At 68.9% G+C, this 14,730-nt stretch carries 15 protein-coding genes; 2 read left to right on the forward strand and 13 right to left on the reverse strand.

What is annotated here, in order from left to right; all coding sequences use genetic code 11:
- Nucleotides 1-2: 2 nt before the first annotated feature.
- Nucleotides 3-1,895, reverse strand: coding sequence for an ABC transporter ATP-binding protein (locus GC106_RS07685; RefSeq protein ID WP_312872521.1), 1,893 nt, complete (start codon nucleotides 1,893-1,895; stop codon nucleotides 3-5).
- A gap of 819 nt (nucleotides 1,896-2,714) precedes the next feature.
- Between GC106_RS07685 and GC106_RS07690 the strand changes: the two genes are divergently transcribed.
- The gene (locus GC106_RS07690) at nucleotides 2,715-3,824 is read left to right on the forward strand and encodes a sensor histidine kinase (RefSeq protein WP_312872548.1); all 1,110 of its coding nucleotides are present in this window, start codon (nucleotides 2,715-2,717) and stop codon (nucleotides 3,822-3,824) included.
- Nucleotides 3,825-3,887: 63 nt separating this feature from the next.
- Here the strand turns inward: GC106_RS07690 and GC106_RS07695 are convergent, their stop codons facing one another.
- From GC106_RS07695 to gap, 5 genes are all read right to left on the reverse strand, one after another.
- Nucleotides 3,888-4,229 (reverse strand): RNA polymerase-binding protein RbpA, encoded by a 342-nt coding sequence (locus tag GC106_RS07695; RefSeq protein ID WP_033385843.1) that lies wholly within the window; start codon nucleotides 4,227-4,229, stop codon nucleotides 3,888-3,890.
- Nucleotides 4,230-4,310: 81 nt separating this feature from the next.
- Entirely contained in the window at nucleotides 4,311-4,544 is a 234-nt protein-coding gene (gene secG / locus GC106_RS07700; protein ID WP_033385845.1) for a preprotein translocase subunit SecG, read from the reverse strand.
- A gap of 114 nt (nucleotides 4,545-4,658) precedes the next feature.
- A complete protein-coding gene (gene tpiA / locus GC106_RS07705; protein ID WP_173125952.1) occupies nucleotides 4,659-5,444 on the reverse strand; it encodes a triose-phosphate isomerase in 786 nt (261 codons plus the stop codon).
- A 6-nt stretch (nucleotides 5,445-5,450) separates the two neighbouring features.
- Nucleotides 5,451-6,647 (reverse strand): phosphoglycerate kinase, encoded by a 1,197-nt coding sequence (locus tag GC106_RS07710; RefSeq protein WP_173125955.1) that lies wholly within the window; start codon nucleotides 6,645-6,647, stop codon nucleotides 5,451-5,453.
- A gap of 11 nt (nucleotides 6,648-6,658) precedes the next feature.
- Nucleotides 6,659-7,666: a type I glyceraldehyde-3-phosphate dehydrogenase gene (gene gap, locus GC106_RS07715; protein WP_173125958.1), complete on the reverse strand. Its 1,008-nt coding sequence runs from the start codon at nucleotides 7,664-7,666 to the stop codon at nucleotides 6,659-6,661.
- Between the two features lie 196 nt (nucleotides 7,667-7,862).
- On the opposite strand from gap, the gene GC106_RS07720 reads away from it, so the two are divergent.
- Entirely contained in the window at nucleotides 7,863-8,306 is a 444-nt protein-coding gene (locus GC106_RS07720; RefSeq protein WP_246365087.1) for a Rieske (2Fe-2S) protein, read from the forward strand.
- A gap of 115 nt (nucleotides 8,307-8,421) precedes the next feature.
- Here GC106_RS07720 and GC106_RS07725 read toward each other — a convergent pair whose 3' ends face one another.
- The 7 genes from GC106_RS07725 to GC106_RS07755 are packed head-to-tail and all read right to left on the reverse strand — an operon-like array spanning nucleotide 8,422 to nucleotide 14,727.
- Nucleotides 8,422-9,249, reverse strand: a complete 828-nt coding sequence (locus GC106_RS07725; RefSeq protein WP_173125962.1) for an alpha/beta fold hydrolase — start codon at nucleotides 9,247-9,249, stop codon at nucleotides 8,422-8,424.
- 9 nt (nucleotides 9,250-9,258) lie between these two features.
- A complete protein-coding gene (locus tag GC106_RS07730; RefSeq protein ID WP_173125965.1) occupies nucleotides 9,259-10,563 on the reverse strand; it encodes an ABC transporter substrate-binding protein in 1,305 nt (434 codons plus the stop codon).
- Nucleotides 10,560-11,546, reverse strand: coding sequence for a branched-chain amino acid ABC transporter permease (locus GC106_RS07735; RefSeq protein WP_246365088.1), 987 nt, complete (start codon nucleotides 11,544-11,546; stop codon nucleotides 10,560-10,562). The genes GC106_RS07730 and GC106_RS07735 overlap by 4 nt, the downstream gene beginning before the upstream one ends.
- 1 nt (nucleotide 11,547) lies before the next feature.
- The gene (locus GC106_RS07740; RefSeq protein ID WP_173125972.1) at nucleotides 11,548-12,399 is read right to left on the reverse strand and encodes a branched-chain amino acid ABC transporter permease; all 852 of its coding nucleotides are present in this window, start codon (nucleotides 12,397-12,399) and stop codon (nucleotides 11,548-11,550) included.
- A complete protein-coding gene (locus GC106_RS07745) occupies nucleotides 12,396-13,091 on the reverse strand; it encodes an ABC transporter ATP-binding protein (RefSeq protein WP_173126612.1) in 696 nt (231 codons plus the stop codon). The genes GC106_RS07740 and GC106_RS07745 overlap by 4 nt, the downstream gene beginning before the upstream one ends.
- Nucleotides 13,091-13,852 carry an ABC transporter ATP-binding protein gene (locus GC106_RS07750; RefSeq protein WP_173125975.1) on the reverse strand — a complete coding sequence of 254 codons (762 nt, stop codon included), beginning with the start codon at nucleotides 13,850-13,852 and terminating at the stop codon, nucleotides 13,091-13,093. The genes GC106_RS07745 and GC106_RS07750 overlap by 1 nt, the downstream gene beginning before the upstream one ends.
- Complete coding sequence (locus tag GC106_RS07755) at nucleotides 13,849-14,727, reverse strand: alpha/beta hydrolase family protein (protein WP_173125978.1); 879 nt, start codon at nucleotides 14,725-14,727, stop codon at nucleotides 13,849-13,851. Before GC106_RS07755 ends, GC106_RS07750 begins: the two co-directional genes overlap by 4 nt.
- Nucleotides 14,728-14,730: the final 3 nt, after the last annotated feature.

Genomic DNA, 14,730 nt, shown 5'->3' on the forward strand with positions numbered 1-14,730 from the left:
GGTCATTGTTCAACAGCCTCCGGGACGAGGAGCTGTGACGCCGCCAACTCCCGGTACAGCGGGGACGCCGACAGCAGTTCGTCGTGGGTCCCGGTGGCGGCCACCCGGCCGCGTTCGAGGACGACGATCCGGTCAGCGGACACGACCGTCGACAGCCGGTGCGCGATGAGCAATACGGTGCACCGCTCCGCGGCCTGGTCGATCGCTTCGCGCAGGGCGACTTCGTTGCGGGCGTCGAGCTGCGAGGTCGCTTCGTCCATGAGCAACACCTGCGGGCGTCGGAGCAACGCGCGAGCGATCGCGAGGCGCTGGCGTTCACCGCCCGACAAGGCGAGGCCGCGGGTACCGACCATGGTGTCCAGGCCGTCCGGCAACCGCTCGACCAGATCGTCCAGCCGCGTCGCCCGCAGCACTTCGGTCAGTTCCTCGTCGGTGGCGTCCGGCGCCGCGTACCGCAGATTGCTCTCGATCGTCCCGGCCAACGCGGGCGCGTCCTGCTCGACGTACCCGATGCGCCGCCGCACTTCGGCGCGTGTCATCTTCGCGATGTCGACGCCGTCGACGGTGATCAGGCCGCTCGCCGGCTCGTAGAACCGCTGGAGCAGGGCGAACAACGTGGTCTTGCCCGCGCCCGACGGTCCGACGAGCGCCGTGCGCCCGCCCGCGGGCGCCTCGAACGACACGCCGTCCAGCGCGGCCGACCTGCCCGCGTACTGGAACTTGACGTTGTGCACCGCGATCCCCGGAGCACCGTCGCCGACGGCTTCGACCGGCTGGTCGACGTCGGTTTCGATGGCCAGCTCCTCGACCTCGTGGATCCGCTTCACCGCGCCGAGGCCCTGCTGCAACGTCGTGGTGCCCTGGACCAGCTCGCCCAGCGGCTCGGTCATGTAGAACACGGTGAGCAGGAACGCGATCAACGTCGACAGTTCCAGCGAACCGGTGGCCGCCCACAGTCCGCCCGCGCCGAGCACGAGCAGGAACGGCACCGAGAACGCCAGGTTCATGATGCCGCCGACCAGCGCGCTGTACTTCGCACCGGCGAAGCCCGCCCGCATCGCTTCGCGGGCCGCGTCGGTGACCGCGGCCTCCTCCCTGGCTTCGGCACCGCTCGCTTTCACCGTCCGGGCCGCTCCGAGCGCGCGGTCCAGTCCCGCACCCACCGCTCCGACCGCCTCCTGCGCCCGGGTGATCACCCGGCGGATCTTCGGCAGCAGCACGCCCATGACCACGCCGACCACCGCCAGCGAGCCCAGCGTCAGCCCGGACAGGCGCGCGTCCAGCGTGAACATCACGATGACGGCACCGACGCCACCCGCGACGCCCTTGACGATGCTGATCAACGCCTGCGTGGTGGCGCTCTGCAGCAACGTGCTGTCCGACGTCACCCGCGCGGTCAGGTCGCCCGGCGCCGACTTGTCCAGCTCGGGGATGCGCAGCCGGAGCAGCCTGCCGATCAACTGCCTGCGGACCGAGAACACGACTTTCTCGGCCGTCCGGTCCAGCAGGAACGTGTAGAGCGCGGCCAGCAGCGAACCGACGACGACCAGGACCGCCAGTGTCACGACCGGGCCACTCAGCGACGAACCGTCCGCAAGCGCGTCCACCACCGACTTGGTCGCCAACGGCTGCGCCAGATTCGCCGCAGCCGAGGCGAGTGCGATGACGAGCCCGACGCTCAGTGCAATCCAGTGGTCCTTGGCATACCCCAGTAACGTCCGCACACAGCCGATGGTCCCGGTTCGCGGAGTGCCTCGGCATCGGTTCGCAGGATGACCATGGGTCGTCCTTGAGATGGTCAACACCGTGTTCACCAGCACCGCGTTCACCAGCACCGCGTTCACCAGCACCGCGTTCACCAGCACCGCGTTCACCAGCACCGCGTTCACCAGCACCGCCGAGACGTCGGCACCGGGAGACCACCGGGCGGTGGCGCCGGATCACTGGACCGGAGCGCGCCGGAGCACACCACGCCGAATGCACCGGCGACTGCACCGGGCGGTGGTCCTCATTGCTCCGACGACGTGCTCCTGGGTCCGTCGGAGCGTCACGGCGGGCGGTTCGCGTGCCTTTTCGGCCGTTGAAAGCCGCCGACATCCTGCGACAGGATCATCGGCATGCTCAAGCGGCGGCGGTCGTCGCCTTCCGTACGCCGCGGCACGGACCATTGCCAGCGATCGATTGCAGGTGCGGCAATGGATCGCCGGGCTGAGCCACGGAACGGTCCGTTCCGGTCGTGGCCGGCCGCGGACGGATGCCCTTCCGGACGCGAACGGGTGAGACGGCGCACACATCGTCAGGAGCGCGCTACCGACGTTCGTCCATAGAGAATGTGCGATCGCACATTCCTTGCCGACCGGGCGTCCGCGTTCGAGGATCGGACTGTCTTAACAGGGTGACGAAGGGCGAACACCCCACTCCCTTTCGTCAGAGAGGCCGAGCCAATGCCACGACAAAGACACCGGCCGGCCGAGGAGCATGGCGGGGCCACAAGCCCAGGCGATGTTCCCCGGCAACGAGGAGACGGCACCCCCATGCGGTCAGCGGCGACCGGGGGCAGCCAACCGCCATTGCCGATCCATGAGGACACGCAGGCCAAACCAAGGGGTTCCACGGTGGTCACGCACACTTTGACAGCCGGGCATGCGGGGGAAGTGGCCCACCAGGCCGCGCGCGCCCGAAATCCATACGCCAGCCTTGACCGCTTCAAACAGATCCACCGCCATCCGGTCGCCAGAGGACTCGCGTTGGACGCTCTGGCGGTGATCGTCGCCGTGCTCGACGTGTGGCTGGTCATCCCGGAGAAGGCCCAGCCCTACTCGATCGTGCTGTCCGGCGTCGCCTGCACGGCCATGGTGCTGCGCAGACGGTTCCCCTTCCTGGCCGTCCTGATCACCGTCCCGGGCTTCCTGGCCGGCTGGGCGCAGCTCGCGGCGATGATCGCGCTGGGCACGCTGGCCGCACGCAAGCTGTGGACGTGGCAGACCATGGTCGCCGGCAGCCTGGTGTGGCTCAGCCGGTACGTGACGTGGCCGCTGAGCGACTTCGTCGAACTGAGCTGGCGCAAGCACGTCCTGAACGGCATGTACGGGGTCCTGGTCGCCGGGATGCCGATCGCCATCGGACTGCTGCTGGCCCTGCGCAAGCAACTGTCCGCACGCCTGACCGAACTGGCCGAGAGCCGGGAACGCGAACAGCGGCTGCACGAACAGACCATCCGCGCCGCGGAACGCGCGAGCCTCGCCCGCGAGATGCATGACGTGGTCTCCCACCAGGTCACTCTGATCGCCATGCAGGCGGGCGCGCTGGCGGTGTCCGCGCACGACGAGGAATCCCGGCAAGGCGCCAACACGATCAGGCAACTGAGCAAACGCACGTTGGACGAACTGCGCGACCTGGTCGGCGTGCTGCGTTCGGGAACGTTCGACGACGGCGTGCACCCCGGCCTGGAAGAGCTGCCGCAGTTGCTGCGCAACTCCGAAGTGCCGGTCGAACTGGCCGAGCAGGTGCTGCCCGACTCGGTGCCGCCCGCGGTGTCCCGTGCGGCGTACCGGACGGTGCAGGAGTCGTTGACCAACATCCACAAACACTCGCCGGGCGCCAAGGCGGTGATCCGGCTGTTCCCCTGCGGATCGGCGTTGATCGTCGAGGTCGTCAACGACCAGGCCGACCCGGAGATGACACACTCGGGCCGGTTACCCTCGGGCGGCCACGGCCTGCTCGGTGTCCGGGAACGCGCGGTGCTGCTCGGCGGGACGTTCCACGCCGGGCACACCCCGGACGGCGGTTTCCGGGTCTGCGTGACCTACCCGATGGAGAGCTGAACAAGACAGCACGAAACCCTCGTGAGTGCCCTACCGGCGCTCACGAGGGTTTTCGGTTCCGGCTCAGCCTTCGCGCTGTGCCCGGAGCTTGGCCAGCGCCTCGGCGAGGATCGCCTCGCCGTCCGCGTCGGACCTGCGCTCCTTCACGTACGCCAGGTGAGTCTTGTACGGCTCGTTCCGGGGTGCGTTCGGCGGCGCTTGCTGGTCACGGCCACCCGGCAGGCCGCAGCGCGGGCAGTCCCACGACTCCGGCTCTTCGGCATCGACCGCGAACGACGGACGGGACTCGTGCCCGTTCGCACACCAGTAGGACACACGGCGACGCGGAGCGGACTCACCGCGCTCCGACTCACCCATCGGTCCCGCACCGACCCGGGTACCCCGAATCGCGTTACCACCAGCCATCGGCCCTCACACCCCCATCACACACGGCTATCCCGCAATGGTTGATCGGCGAACATTCGCACGTCCCCAGCGTCCGGCCGTTCACGCGATCTTGATCAGCAAACCGAGCCCGATGATGCAGATCAGCCAGATGACTCCGACCACCAGGGTGGCGCGGTCGAGGTTCTTCTCCACCACGCTCGACCCCGACAGGCTCGACTGCATACCGCCGCCGAACAGCGAGGACAGACCACCGCCACGGCCGCGGTGCAGCAGCACCAAGAGGATCAACAGCACGCTCGTGGCGATCAAACCGATTTGCAGAGCCAGTTCCATTTCATCCTCGCTGTCGCACGGCAGGAATCACAGATTACCTCGTACGTGTCCCGCTTTGACCACGGGCCGTGTAAAGACATGACACTTGCTGTACGTAAACAAATGTCGTGGGGCTCACACGAACGGCCCGCCGGCGGCCATCGCGGACAGCTTGGTGAACTCCTCGCCGTCCAGGCTCGCTCCGCCGACCAGAGCACCGTCGATGTCCGGCTGTGCGATCAGGTCTGAGATGTTGCTGGACTTCACCGACCCGCCGTAGAGCACACGGACCTTGCCCGCGACCTCGGCGCCGTACTTCTCCTCGAGCTGCTTGCGCAGCGCACCGCACACTTCCTGCGCGTCCGCCGGGGTGGCGACCTTGCCGGTGCCGATGGCCCACACGGGCTCGTAGGCGACGACGACCTTCTCCACCTGCTCGGCCTTGAGGCCCTTGAGGTCGGCGACGAGCTGCTCGTTGCAGTGGTTCACGTGCCCGGCGGCCTCCCGCACGTCGAGCTTCTCGCCGACGCACAGGATCGGCGTGATGCCGTGCTTGAGGGCCTGCTTGACCTTCTTGTTGATCAGCTCGTCGCTTTCCTCGTGGTACTCGCGGCGCTCGGAGTGCCCGACCACGACGTACTGGCAGCCCAGCTTGGCCAGCATCGGGCCGGAGATGTCGCCGGTGTAGGCACCCGAGTCGTGCGGGGCGAGGTCCTGCGCCCCGTGCTTGATCTGGAGTTTGTCGCCCTCGATCACGTTCTGCACGGCGCGGATCGCGGTGAACGGCGGCAGGACCGCGACCTCCACCTTCGCGTAGTACTTCTCCGGCAGCGAGAACGCGATCTTCTGCACCAGCGCGATGGCCTCGAGGTGGTTGAGGTTCATCTTCCAGTTGCCGGCGATCAGCGGCGTGCGAGCCATGGGTACTCAGTCCTCCAAAACCGAGACACCGGGCAGTTCTTTGCCCTCAAGGAACTCCAGCGACGCGCCGCCGCCGGTCGAGATGTGCGAGAAACCGTCCTCGGGCAGGCCGAGCCGGCGCACGGCCGCGGCGGAGTCGCCACCGCCGACGACACTGAACGCCTTGCTGTCCACCAGCGCCTGGGCCACCGCCCTGGTGCCGCCGGAGAACGCCTCGAACTCGAAGACACCCATCGGGCCGTTCCAGAACACGGTGGCGGCGTCGGCCAGCTTCGACGCGAACAGCTCACGGGTCCGCGGGCCGATGTCCAGGCCCTGCCGGTCGGCCGGGATCTGTGTCGCGGCGACGACCTCGTGCGGCGCGTCCGGGCCGAACTCGGTCGCGGCCAGCACGTCCACCGGCAGCACGAGCTCGACACCGCGCTCGGCCGCCTCGTCGAGGAAGCCCCTGACCTGGTCGAGCTGGTCCTCCTGGAGCAGCGACTGGCCGACCTCGTGGCCCTGGGCCCTGAGGAACGTGTACGCCATGCCGCCGCCGACGAGCAGCCGGTCGACCTTGGTCAGCAGGTTCGCGATGACGCCGAGCTTGTCGGAGACCTTCGCGCCGCCGAGCACGACGACATAAGGACGCTCGGTGTCCTCGGTCAGCTTGCGCAGCACGTCGACCTCGGCGAGGACCAAGCCGCCCGCGTAGTGCGGCAGCCGCTTGGCCACGTCGTACACCGACGCCTGCTTGCGGTGCACGACGCCGAAGCCGTCGGAGACGTACGCGTCGGCGAACCGCGCCAGCTCGTCGGCCAGCGCGCCCCGCTCGGCCTCGTCCTTGCTGGTCTCGCGGGCGTCGAAGCGGATGTTCTCCAGCAGGGCGACCTCGCCGTCCCGCAGGGACTCCACGGCCGCCTGCGCGGACTCGCCGGTGACGTCCTCAGCCAGCTTGACGTCCTTGCCGAGCAGCTCACCGAGCCGCCTGGCGACGGGCCTGAGGGAGAACTGGGGGTCCGGCGCGCCCTTGGGGCGGCCCAGGTGCGCGGTGACGACCACGCGCGCGCCCGCGCCGGTGAGCTGCTGGAGCGTCGGCAGTGAGGCGCGGACGCGGCCGTCGTCGGTGATCGTCTCGCCGTCCAGAGGGACGTTCAGGTCGGCACGCACGAGCACGCGCCGACCTGACACACCCTCGGCCAGCAAATCAGCCAGGGTCTTCATGACGGTCTGCTTCAGCCGATCTTCGAGGCGACCAGGGTGACCAGGTCGGCGAGCCGGTTGGAGTAGCCCCACTCGTTGTCGTACCAGCCGTACACCTTGACCTGGTTGCCGATGACCTTGGTGATCGGCGAGTCGTAGATGCACGACGCCGGATCGGTCACGATGTCCGACGACACGATCGGGTCCGTGCTGTACCGCAGGATGCCCTTGAGCTTGCCCTCGGCGGCCTCGCGGTACGCGGCGTTGACCTCGTCGACCGTGACCTCCTTGGCGAGGTCCACCGTCAGGTCGGTGATCGACCCGGTGGGCACCGGCACACGCAGCGAGTAGCCGTCCAGCTTGCCGTTCAGCTCCGGCAGCACCAGGCCGATGGCCTTGGCGGCACCGGTGGACGTCGGGACGACGTTCAGCGCGGCGGCGCGGGCCCTGCGCAGGTCCTTGTGCGGCCCGTCCTGCAGGTTCTGGTCCTGCGTGTACGCGTGGATGGTGGTCATCAGGCCCTTCTCGATGGTGAACGCATCGTGGAGGACCTTGGCCAGCGGGGCCAGGCAGTTGGTGGTGCAGGAGGCGTTGGAGATGATCGTCTGCGAGCCGTCGTACTTGTCCTCGTTCGCGCCGATGACGACCGTCAGGTCCTCACCCTTGGCCGGCGCGGAGATGATGACCTTCTTGGCGCCGCCCTCGTCGACGTGCTTGCGGGCGTCGGCGGCGTTGGTGAAGAAGCCGGTGGACTCGACGACGATGTCGACGCCGAGGTCCTTCCACGGCAGCTTGCCGGGGTCGCGCTCGGCCAGCGCCTTGATGGTCTTGCCGTCGACGACGATGCCCTCGTCGGACACGCTCACGTCATGCGGGAGGCGGCCGAGGACGCTGTCGTACTTGAGAAGGTGAGCCATGGTGGCGACGTCGCCCAGGTCGTTGAACGCCACGATCTCGATGTCGTGGCCGCTCGCCTGAACGGCTCGCCAGAAGTTCCGGCCGATCCGACCGAAGCCGTTGACACCTACTCGGACCGTCACGGTGAGCTCCTCTGTTCGTGCTGTCAGGGGTGAGTCGGGCGAACCAACACTACTGCCCTGGTCCTGGCGTCATCGCCACAGTGCCGACCGCGTCACTTTATCGAATCAGAACCCGGATGGTTGAACCGGATGTGCCCGGGCGGCGTGATCTTCGGTCAGAACCCGGACGCCCACCCACCACACTTGGAGGCATCTCTTGCCAGACCCCACTCGCCGCACGGTCGTGTGCGGGCTGCTAGCCGGTCTGGTCGCACCGGTTTCGCTCGCCGCCTGCTCGTCGACCAGTGACACGCCGCCCGCGGCGCCACCCGCCCCGACCGGCGGTGGCGGCTCTGCCGGAGGCGGTGCCACGCCGCTCGCCAAGCTCGCCGACGTCCCTGTCGGCGGCGGGACGATCGTCAACGGCGGACCGGGCAGGGTCCTGCTGGTACGGCCGAGCGAGAACGAGGTCCGCGGCTACGACCCGGTCTGCCCGCACGCGGGGGCCAGCGTGGGCCTGCCTTCGGGCGGCACCATCACGTGTCCCGCGCACGGCAGCGTGTTCAACGCTTCGAGCGGCGACGTGCAGAAGGGCCCTGCCACGACCGGCCTGACGCCGGTCAACGTGAAGATCGACGGCGACAACATCGTCAGCGCGTGACCGGCACGGGCTGATCGGCACAGCTTGATCGGCACGAGCTGATCGGCACGGCTTGAAGGCTGCCCCGGCGTCGCGCACTTTCGGGAGGTGTGCGGGACGCCGGGGTTCTGTCTCGTCAGGTTTGTGGTGGCCGTGCCAGGAACTCGTCGACGGCCTGCCGGAAGGCGGCGGGCTGTTCGATCCACGGGTAGTGGCCGCAGTCCTCGATCACGGCGACCTCGCCGTGCGGGAACAGGTCCGCCAGCGCGACGACCGGCGCCAAGCCCGTCAGGCAGTCCCGTTCTCCGGCGACGACAAGCGTGGGTGCGGTCACCTCGCGCAACCTGGAGGCCAGGTCGGCGGGCGGCTGGACGCTGAAGTAGGCCTGGACCGCGGCGAGGTTCCAACGGCCGACCTGCGCGTGGCGCTGTTCGGTGGCCGTCCACTTCGCGTAGCCGACCGGTGCGGTGGCGCGGTTCCAGGCGTTGAACGCGTCGTCGCCGGACAGGTCGGGGCCTGCCTCGAAGGCCGCGATCGCGGCGTCGAACGCCGGCTCACCGCGGCGGGCGTCGATGAGCTTCGGCGCGTCCGACGGCTCGGACACCAGATACGCCGACGGCGGGGTGATCAGCACGAGGCGTTCGACCCGCGACGGGAACTGGGCGGCGTAGGCGATGGCCAGCCGGGTGCCCGCGGAATGGGCGACGATCACCAGCCGGTCCTTGGCCAGGTGCGTCCGCAGGGAATCCACATCGGACGCCTGCGCCCAGGAGGAACCACCAGCACCGGACGGGGACTTCCCCACGCCTCGCAGGTGTGGCACGACGAGGCCGCTCAGCCCGGCCAGGTCACCCAGGTAACTCGGATGCCGCGCGGCCCCACCGGCAAGCGTGACAATGGGGCCGCCCTGCCCTGAGACGTCGTAGTGCAAGGACATACCGTCCGCGGCGACGTAGTTCGGCACACCCCGATCCTAGGGCCCGACGAGCGCGACCTCCGCGGGTGTCTTGCGGGCTGTCGGCGCCGGGGTGATCGCGCCCTTCTCCCGGTCCGTGGTCATCGGTGCCTGGATCTCCCGCGTCGTGCTGTCGGGGTTGACCTGGAAGACGTACGCGCCGGTGTAGCCGGAGTGCGACTGCGCGGAGAACCCGAACGGGGTCATGCCCGGGCCGCTGATCTGCCCTGATTCCATGGCCTGGACGAGTTTGGCACGGGTCAGGTCGCGGCCGGCGAGCTTGAGCGCGTGGGCGAACGTGTACGCCTGCGCCATGCCGAAGATGATCGTGTTGGTCAGCGGTTCGTTCGGGATGTACTTGGCGTGCACCTCGCGGAACAGCTGGATCCACGGGTCGTCGGCGCGGCCCGCGTCGGGCAGGTAGCCGGTGCCGATCATGCCGTTCAGCAGTGCGGGCGCGGAAACCTCGGTGCCGCCGCGTTTGGCGAAGTCCTGCAGCAGCCCGGTGAGGGTCGCGGGGTCGGCGCCGATGCTGCTGACCACGAACTGGGTCTTGTAGCCGAGGCGGGCCGCGGTGAGGATCGACAGTGCGGTGAACGCCGGGACACACGAGCACACAACGACTTCGGCGCCCGCGGATTTCAGGGCGTTCAGCTGCGGCAGCACGTCGGTGTTGGCGGGGTCGTACGCCTGGCGCGACACGATCCGGTCGGCGAGGAACTGGTCGAGGCCCTTCTGCGCGTCCCGGCCGACGTCGTCGTTCTGGAACAGCAGCCCGACCTTCCTGCCCGCCAGCTGGTCGGCGATGTACTTGCCCTGGATCTTGCCCTCGCGGGTGTAGTCGACCTGGAACCCGAACGTCTGCTTGCTCTTCGGGTCGTCCCACATCAGCGCGCCGGAGGAGACGAGCACGTCGGGCACGCCCTCGGTGTTGAGGTAGTCGACCACTTTGGAGTGTGTCGGCGTGCCCAGCCCGCCGACGATCGCGAACACCTGGTCCTGCAACACGAGTTTCTTGACCACCTCGACCGTGCGGGTCGGGTTGTAGCCGTCGTCCTCGACCCGGTAGTCGATCTTGCGGCCGTTGATGCCGCCCTTGTCGTTGATGTAGCTGTACATCGCCTTCGCGGCAACGGAGATCCGGCTGTACCCGGGGGCGGCGGGCCCGGTCAGCGGCTGGTGCGTGCCGATCACGACAGTGTCGTCCGTGACGCCCGGCGCCGGGTCGCCCGACGCCGATCCACCGCCCGCGGGTTGCTCGCCTGCTCCCGAGCAGGCGCTGAGTAACAGCACGGACGCTGTCGCCAGGATGAGTGTTCTCATGGTTTTCCCTTCCGAACGGACTGCCACAAGCGGGCGAAGGCGCCATGGATGCCGCGCGGGAACACGAGCACCACGACGACAAGCACGGTGCCGAACACCGCGAGCGGCAAGTTCTGGGTGATGTTGGTGCTCAAGTCCAGCGAGTGGGTCACGTCGTTGGCCCACGCGGGCACGTAGACCAACGCGAGCGCACCCCACAGCGCGCCCCACAGGCTGCCGACTCCGCCGAGCACCATGGCGGCCAGCAACGACAGGGAAAGCGCGACGCTGAACGAGCCCGGCGCGGCCGTGCCGAGCAGGAATGCCTGCAGCCCGCCGGCCAGGCCGCCGCACGCGGAACTCAGCAGGAACGCCATGATCTTCGTTCGTCCGATGTGGATGCCGGACAACGCGGCCGCCACCTCGTCGTCACGGACCGCGCGCAGCATCCGGCCGAACCGGCCGCGGACCACGTTCGCCAGCAGGACCAGCACAAGCAGTGTGGTCGTCCACACGACCCACGCCTGCCATTGCGTCTGCGGCACCTTCAGCCCGGCGGGCAGGCTGTTGACGGTGAACGCCAGCCCGTTGCTGCCACCCAGGAAGTCCGGGAACCGTTGCGTGATCGCCGGTAGCCCGACGGCCAGGCCCAGTGTCGCACCGGCGAGGTACGGACCGTGCAGCCGTGCGGCCGCGGCACCGGTGAGCATGCCCGCCAGGCCCGCCGTGACGCCGGCGAGCAGGAGGTCCAGCCAGAACGGGAACGACGGCACGTAGATCACCAGCAGCCCGACCGTGTACGCGCCGATGAACATGAAAGCGCCGTGTCCCAGGGAGATCTGACCGTTGCCGCCGGTGAGCAACGTCAGCCCGGCGACCGCGACGAGGTAGTAGCCGACCGTCGCGATCCGCACGTTCGTGAACGGGTCGACCACCATCGTCAGCAGGACCACCGCGGCCAGGGCCGCCAGGGCGAGGAGGGTGTGCCGCAGCAGCAGGCTCATCTCACACCCTCCTCGCCAGTCCGCGCCCGAACAGGCCATGGGGGCGCACGCTCAGCACGACGACGAGAATCGCCAGTGCGGCCAGCGTGACGAGCTCCGGTCCCAGATATCCGGACACATAGGACAGTCCGATGCCGGTGCCGAACCCGGCGATGACCGTGCCGATCGGGTTGTCCAGGCCACCGATGACAGCGGCGGTCAACGAGTACACGAAGATCCCGTCCAGCACAGTCGGATACAGAAGCGGTGGTACGGCAAGCAGTCCGGCCAGTGCTCCGACCGCCGCGGCCAGCGCCGTGCCCGCGGTGACCATCAGGCCCACACGCACACCGGCCAGCGCCGCGGCTTCGGGCGCGAAGGCGGCGGCTCGCATTCGCAGGCCCAACGACGTGAACTTGAACAGCAGCAACACGCCCGCCGCGGTGACGAGCACGACCAGGACCGCGAACACGTTGGCCGCGGAGAACAGTCCGCGGAAGTCGAAGGCGTAGCCGAAGGAACGGGGTTCGCTCGTCCACAGCATGCCCGCGACCGCTTGCACGACAAGCAGCAGGCCGAGGGTGACGATCACCGAGCCGAGTTCGCCGTGGGCGCGGGCCGGGCGGATGAGCAAGCGATCGCTCAGGGCGCCGAGCACCGCGCCTGCGACGATCGCCACCGCGAAGCCCAGCCAGTAGGTGCCCGTGACCTGGTTGACGGTGAAAGCGAAGTAGGTCGACAGCAAGGCCAGCGCGGGCTGGGCGAAGTTCACCACCCGGGTCGCCCGGAAGATGATCACGAGCGACAGCCCCAGTGCCGCGTACACGGCCCCGCTCGCGAAGCCGCCGACCGTCAGCGTCCACCACGTGTTCACCGGTTCACCCCCAGATAGGCCTCGTGCAACGCCTCCGCCGAGATCGACTCGGCCGATCCGGCCAGCGCCACCTCGCCGAGCGCCAGCACGTAGGCCCGTTCGGCCACGGACAAGGCACTTCGCGCGTTCTGTTCGACCAGCAGCACGGTCAACCCGGTGCGGTCACGCAGATCCCGCAGCACGCGCATGATCGCCGCGGTCACCAGCGGCGCCAGCCCGAGCGAGGGCTCGTCCAGCAACAACACCCGCGGCCTGGCCATCAGGGCGCGGCCGATCGCGAGCATCTGCCGTTCCCCGCCGGACAGGGTGCTCGCCTGCCGTCCCAGCTTGCCGGCCAGCGGCGGGAACAGGGCCAGGACCTCGTCGAACGCCAGGTTGCGTCGCCACAACCCGCCGAGCCGGAGGTTCTCGCGGACGGTCAGCTCCCTGATCACGCCGCCGTGCTCGGGCACGTGGCCCAGCCCCATCCTGGCGACGCGGTCCGCGGGTAACCCGGCGATCTCGGTGCCGTCGAAGGAAATCGACCCGGCGGCCGGCGCCACCAGGCCGCTGATCGTGCGCAGCAGGGTCGTCTTGCCCGCGCCGTTCGCACCGAGGACGGCGGTGAGCGTCCCCTCGGGCACCGCGATGTCCACGCCGTTCAAGGCGTGCACGGCGCCGTATCTGGTCACCACGGACGACAGCGAGAGCATCACGCCGGAACCCCCAGGTAGGCGTCGATCACACGCTGGTCGTTCTGGACGTCCGACGGCTCGCCGGTGGCGATCACCTCGCCGAAGTCCAGCACCACGATCCGTGAGCAGACCCGCATGACCCAGTCGATGTTGTGCTCGACCACGACGACGGCGCACTTGCCGGCCAGCGCGGTGATCCGCTCGCCCAGTTCGGCGATCTCGTCGGCGGCCAGGCCGCTCGCGGGTTCGTCGAGCAGCAGCATCCGGGGCTCGGCCACCAGTGCCCGGGCGAGCGCGACCCGTTTGCGGATCCCGTAGGGCAACGAGCCGGGAAGCGCGGCGTGCACGCCCGCGATTCCCAGATCCGCCAGCGTGGTCATCGCCCGGTCGCGCAACGCCGCCTCGTCACGGGCGGCACGGCGCAGTCCCAGGAGTGTCGCGAGTGGACCGCAGCGGGCCAGTGGGCCCGCGCCGACCAACACGTTGTCCAGCACGGACATGCCCGGGAACAGGCCGAGTCCCTGCAGGGTCCGGCTGATCCCGAGCCTGGCCAGCGAATCCGGGCGGTGGTCACGTAACTCCTCGCCGCGCCACCGGATGGTGCCGTGTGCGGGCCGCACGAACCCGCTGACGACGTTGAACAGTGTGGTCTTGCCGGCGCCGTTGGGGCCGATGACGCCGAGGACGGTGCCGTCTTCGACGGCCAGGCTCACGTCTCGCAACGCGACCAGGCCGTCGAAGCGCACCGTCACCTTTTCGATGGTGAGCAGTTCGGTCATGAGTGAGGGCAGGTGTCCCGGTAGTCGGAGATGTCCCGGTCGTTCGGAGCCGGGCAGAGGAACTGCTCGTAGCGGGTGTCGTTGTCGACGAACCGCTTCAGCCACGAGATCATGTACTTGGCCATCGTGGTGTTCGGCGTCTGCGGGAAGAAGTGGCTGGCGTTGTCCAGCTCCATGTACGCCTTCTCCGAGGACGCCGGAATCGAGGTGTAGAACGGGATGGAGTGCGACGACACCGGGGCGATGCTGTCGTTCTCGCCGCCGATGACAAACGTCGGCACCCGCAGGCCCGACCAGGATTTCTGGGTGTTCCACGCCGCGATCGGGATCGCCGCCTGCAGCGACGGCTGGTCGGCCGCGGCTTCCAGCGAACCGCCACCGCCCATCGAGTGCCCGGCCACAGCCAGCCGCGTGGCGTCGATCCGGGTGCGGACCGTGCTGCGCTGGGTCAGGTACGACAGCGCCGCCCGCAGCTGGTCGCCGCGGCTGTCCGGCTGGTCGAGGGTCGAGAGGGTGTCGATGGTGATCACCACGAACCCCTGGGAGGCGAGGCGCGGACCCATCCAGGAGATGCTGGACTGGGTCGCGGTGAAGCCCGGCGAGATGGCCAGCGCGCCGAACGTGCCTTCGCTGGTGCTCGTCGGGTAGTAGATCGTGCCGCCACCGAATCCGGTCGCGGACAACCGGGACACGGTCGTCTGCGAGACCGAGAAGGGACCGCGAGAAGCCTCGATGCTGCTCTCGGTCGGGTCGGGGCCGCGTTCGTAGGGGTTCTCGGCATTGACCTCGTAGGCACCGGTGGCGGTGGCAGGGGCACCGGCGGCGATGAACGCGGCGATGGTGAGTCCGGTCAGGATCCGAACGCCTCTTCGCATGAT

The organism is Kibdelosporangium persicum, from assembly GCF_013280595.1.
GTDB lineage: Bacteria > Actinomycetota > Actinomycetes > Mycobacteriales > Pseudonocardiaceae > Kibdelosporangium > Kibdelosporangium persicum.

Coding starts and splice junctions, on each gene's coding strand:
- GC106_RS07695 (WP_033385843.1), bottom strand. CDS start 4,229: ATGGCTGGTGGTAACGCGATTCGGGGTACCCGGGTCGGTGCGGGACCG.
- secG (WP_033385845.1), bottom strand. CDS start 4,544: ATGGAACTGGCTCTGCAAATCGGTTTGATCGCCACGAGCGTGCTGTTG.
- tpiA (WP_173125952.1), bottom strand. CDS start 5,444: ATGGCTCGCACGCCGCTGATCGCCGGCAACTGGAAGATGAACCTCAAC.
- GC106_RS07710 (WP_173125955.1), bottom strand. CDS start 6,647: ATGAAGACCCTGGCTGATTTGCTGGCCGAGGGTGTGTCAGGTCGGCGC.
- GC106_RS07730 (WP_173125965.1), bottom strand. CDS start 10,563: ATGAGAACACTCATCCTGGCGACAGCGTCCGTGCTGTTACTCAGCGCC.
- GC106_RS07735 (WP_246365088.1), bottom strand. CDS start 11,546: ATGAGCCTGCTGCTGCGGCACACCCTCCTCGCCCTGGCGGCCCTGGCC.
- GC106_RS07745 (WP_173126612.1), bottom strand. CDS start 13,091: ATGCTCTCGCTGTCGTCCGTGGTGACCAGATACGGCGCCGTGCACGCC.
- GC106_RS07750 (WP_173125975.1), bottom strand. CDS start 13,852: ATGACCGAACTGCTCACCATCGAAAAGGTGACGGTGCGCTTCGACGGC.
- GC106_RS07755 (WP_173125978.1), bottom strand. CDS start 14,727: ATGCGAAGAGGCGTTCGGATCCTGACCGGACTCACCATCGCCGCGTTC.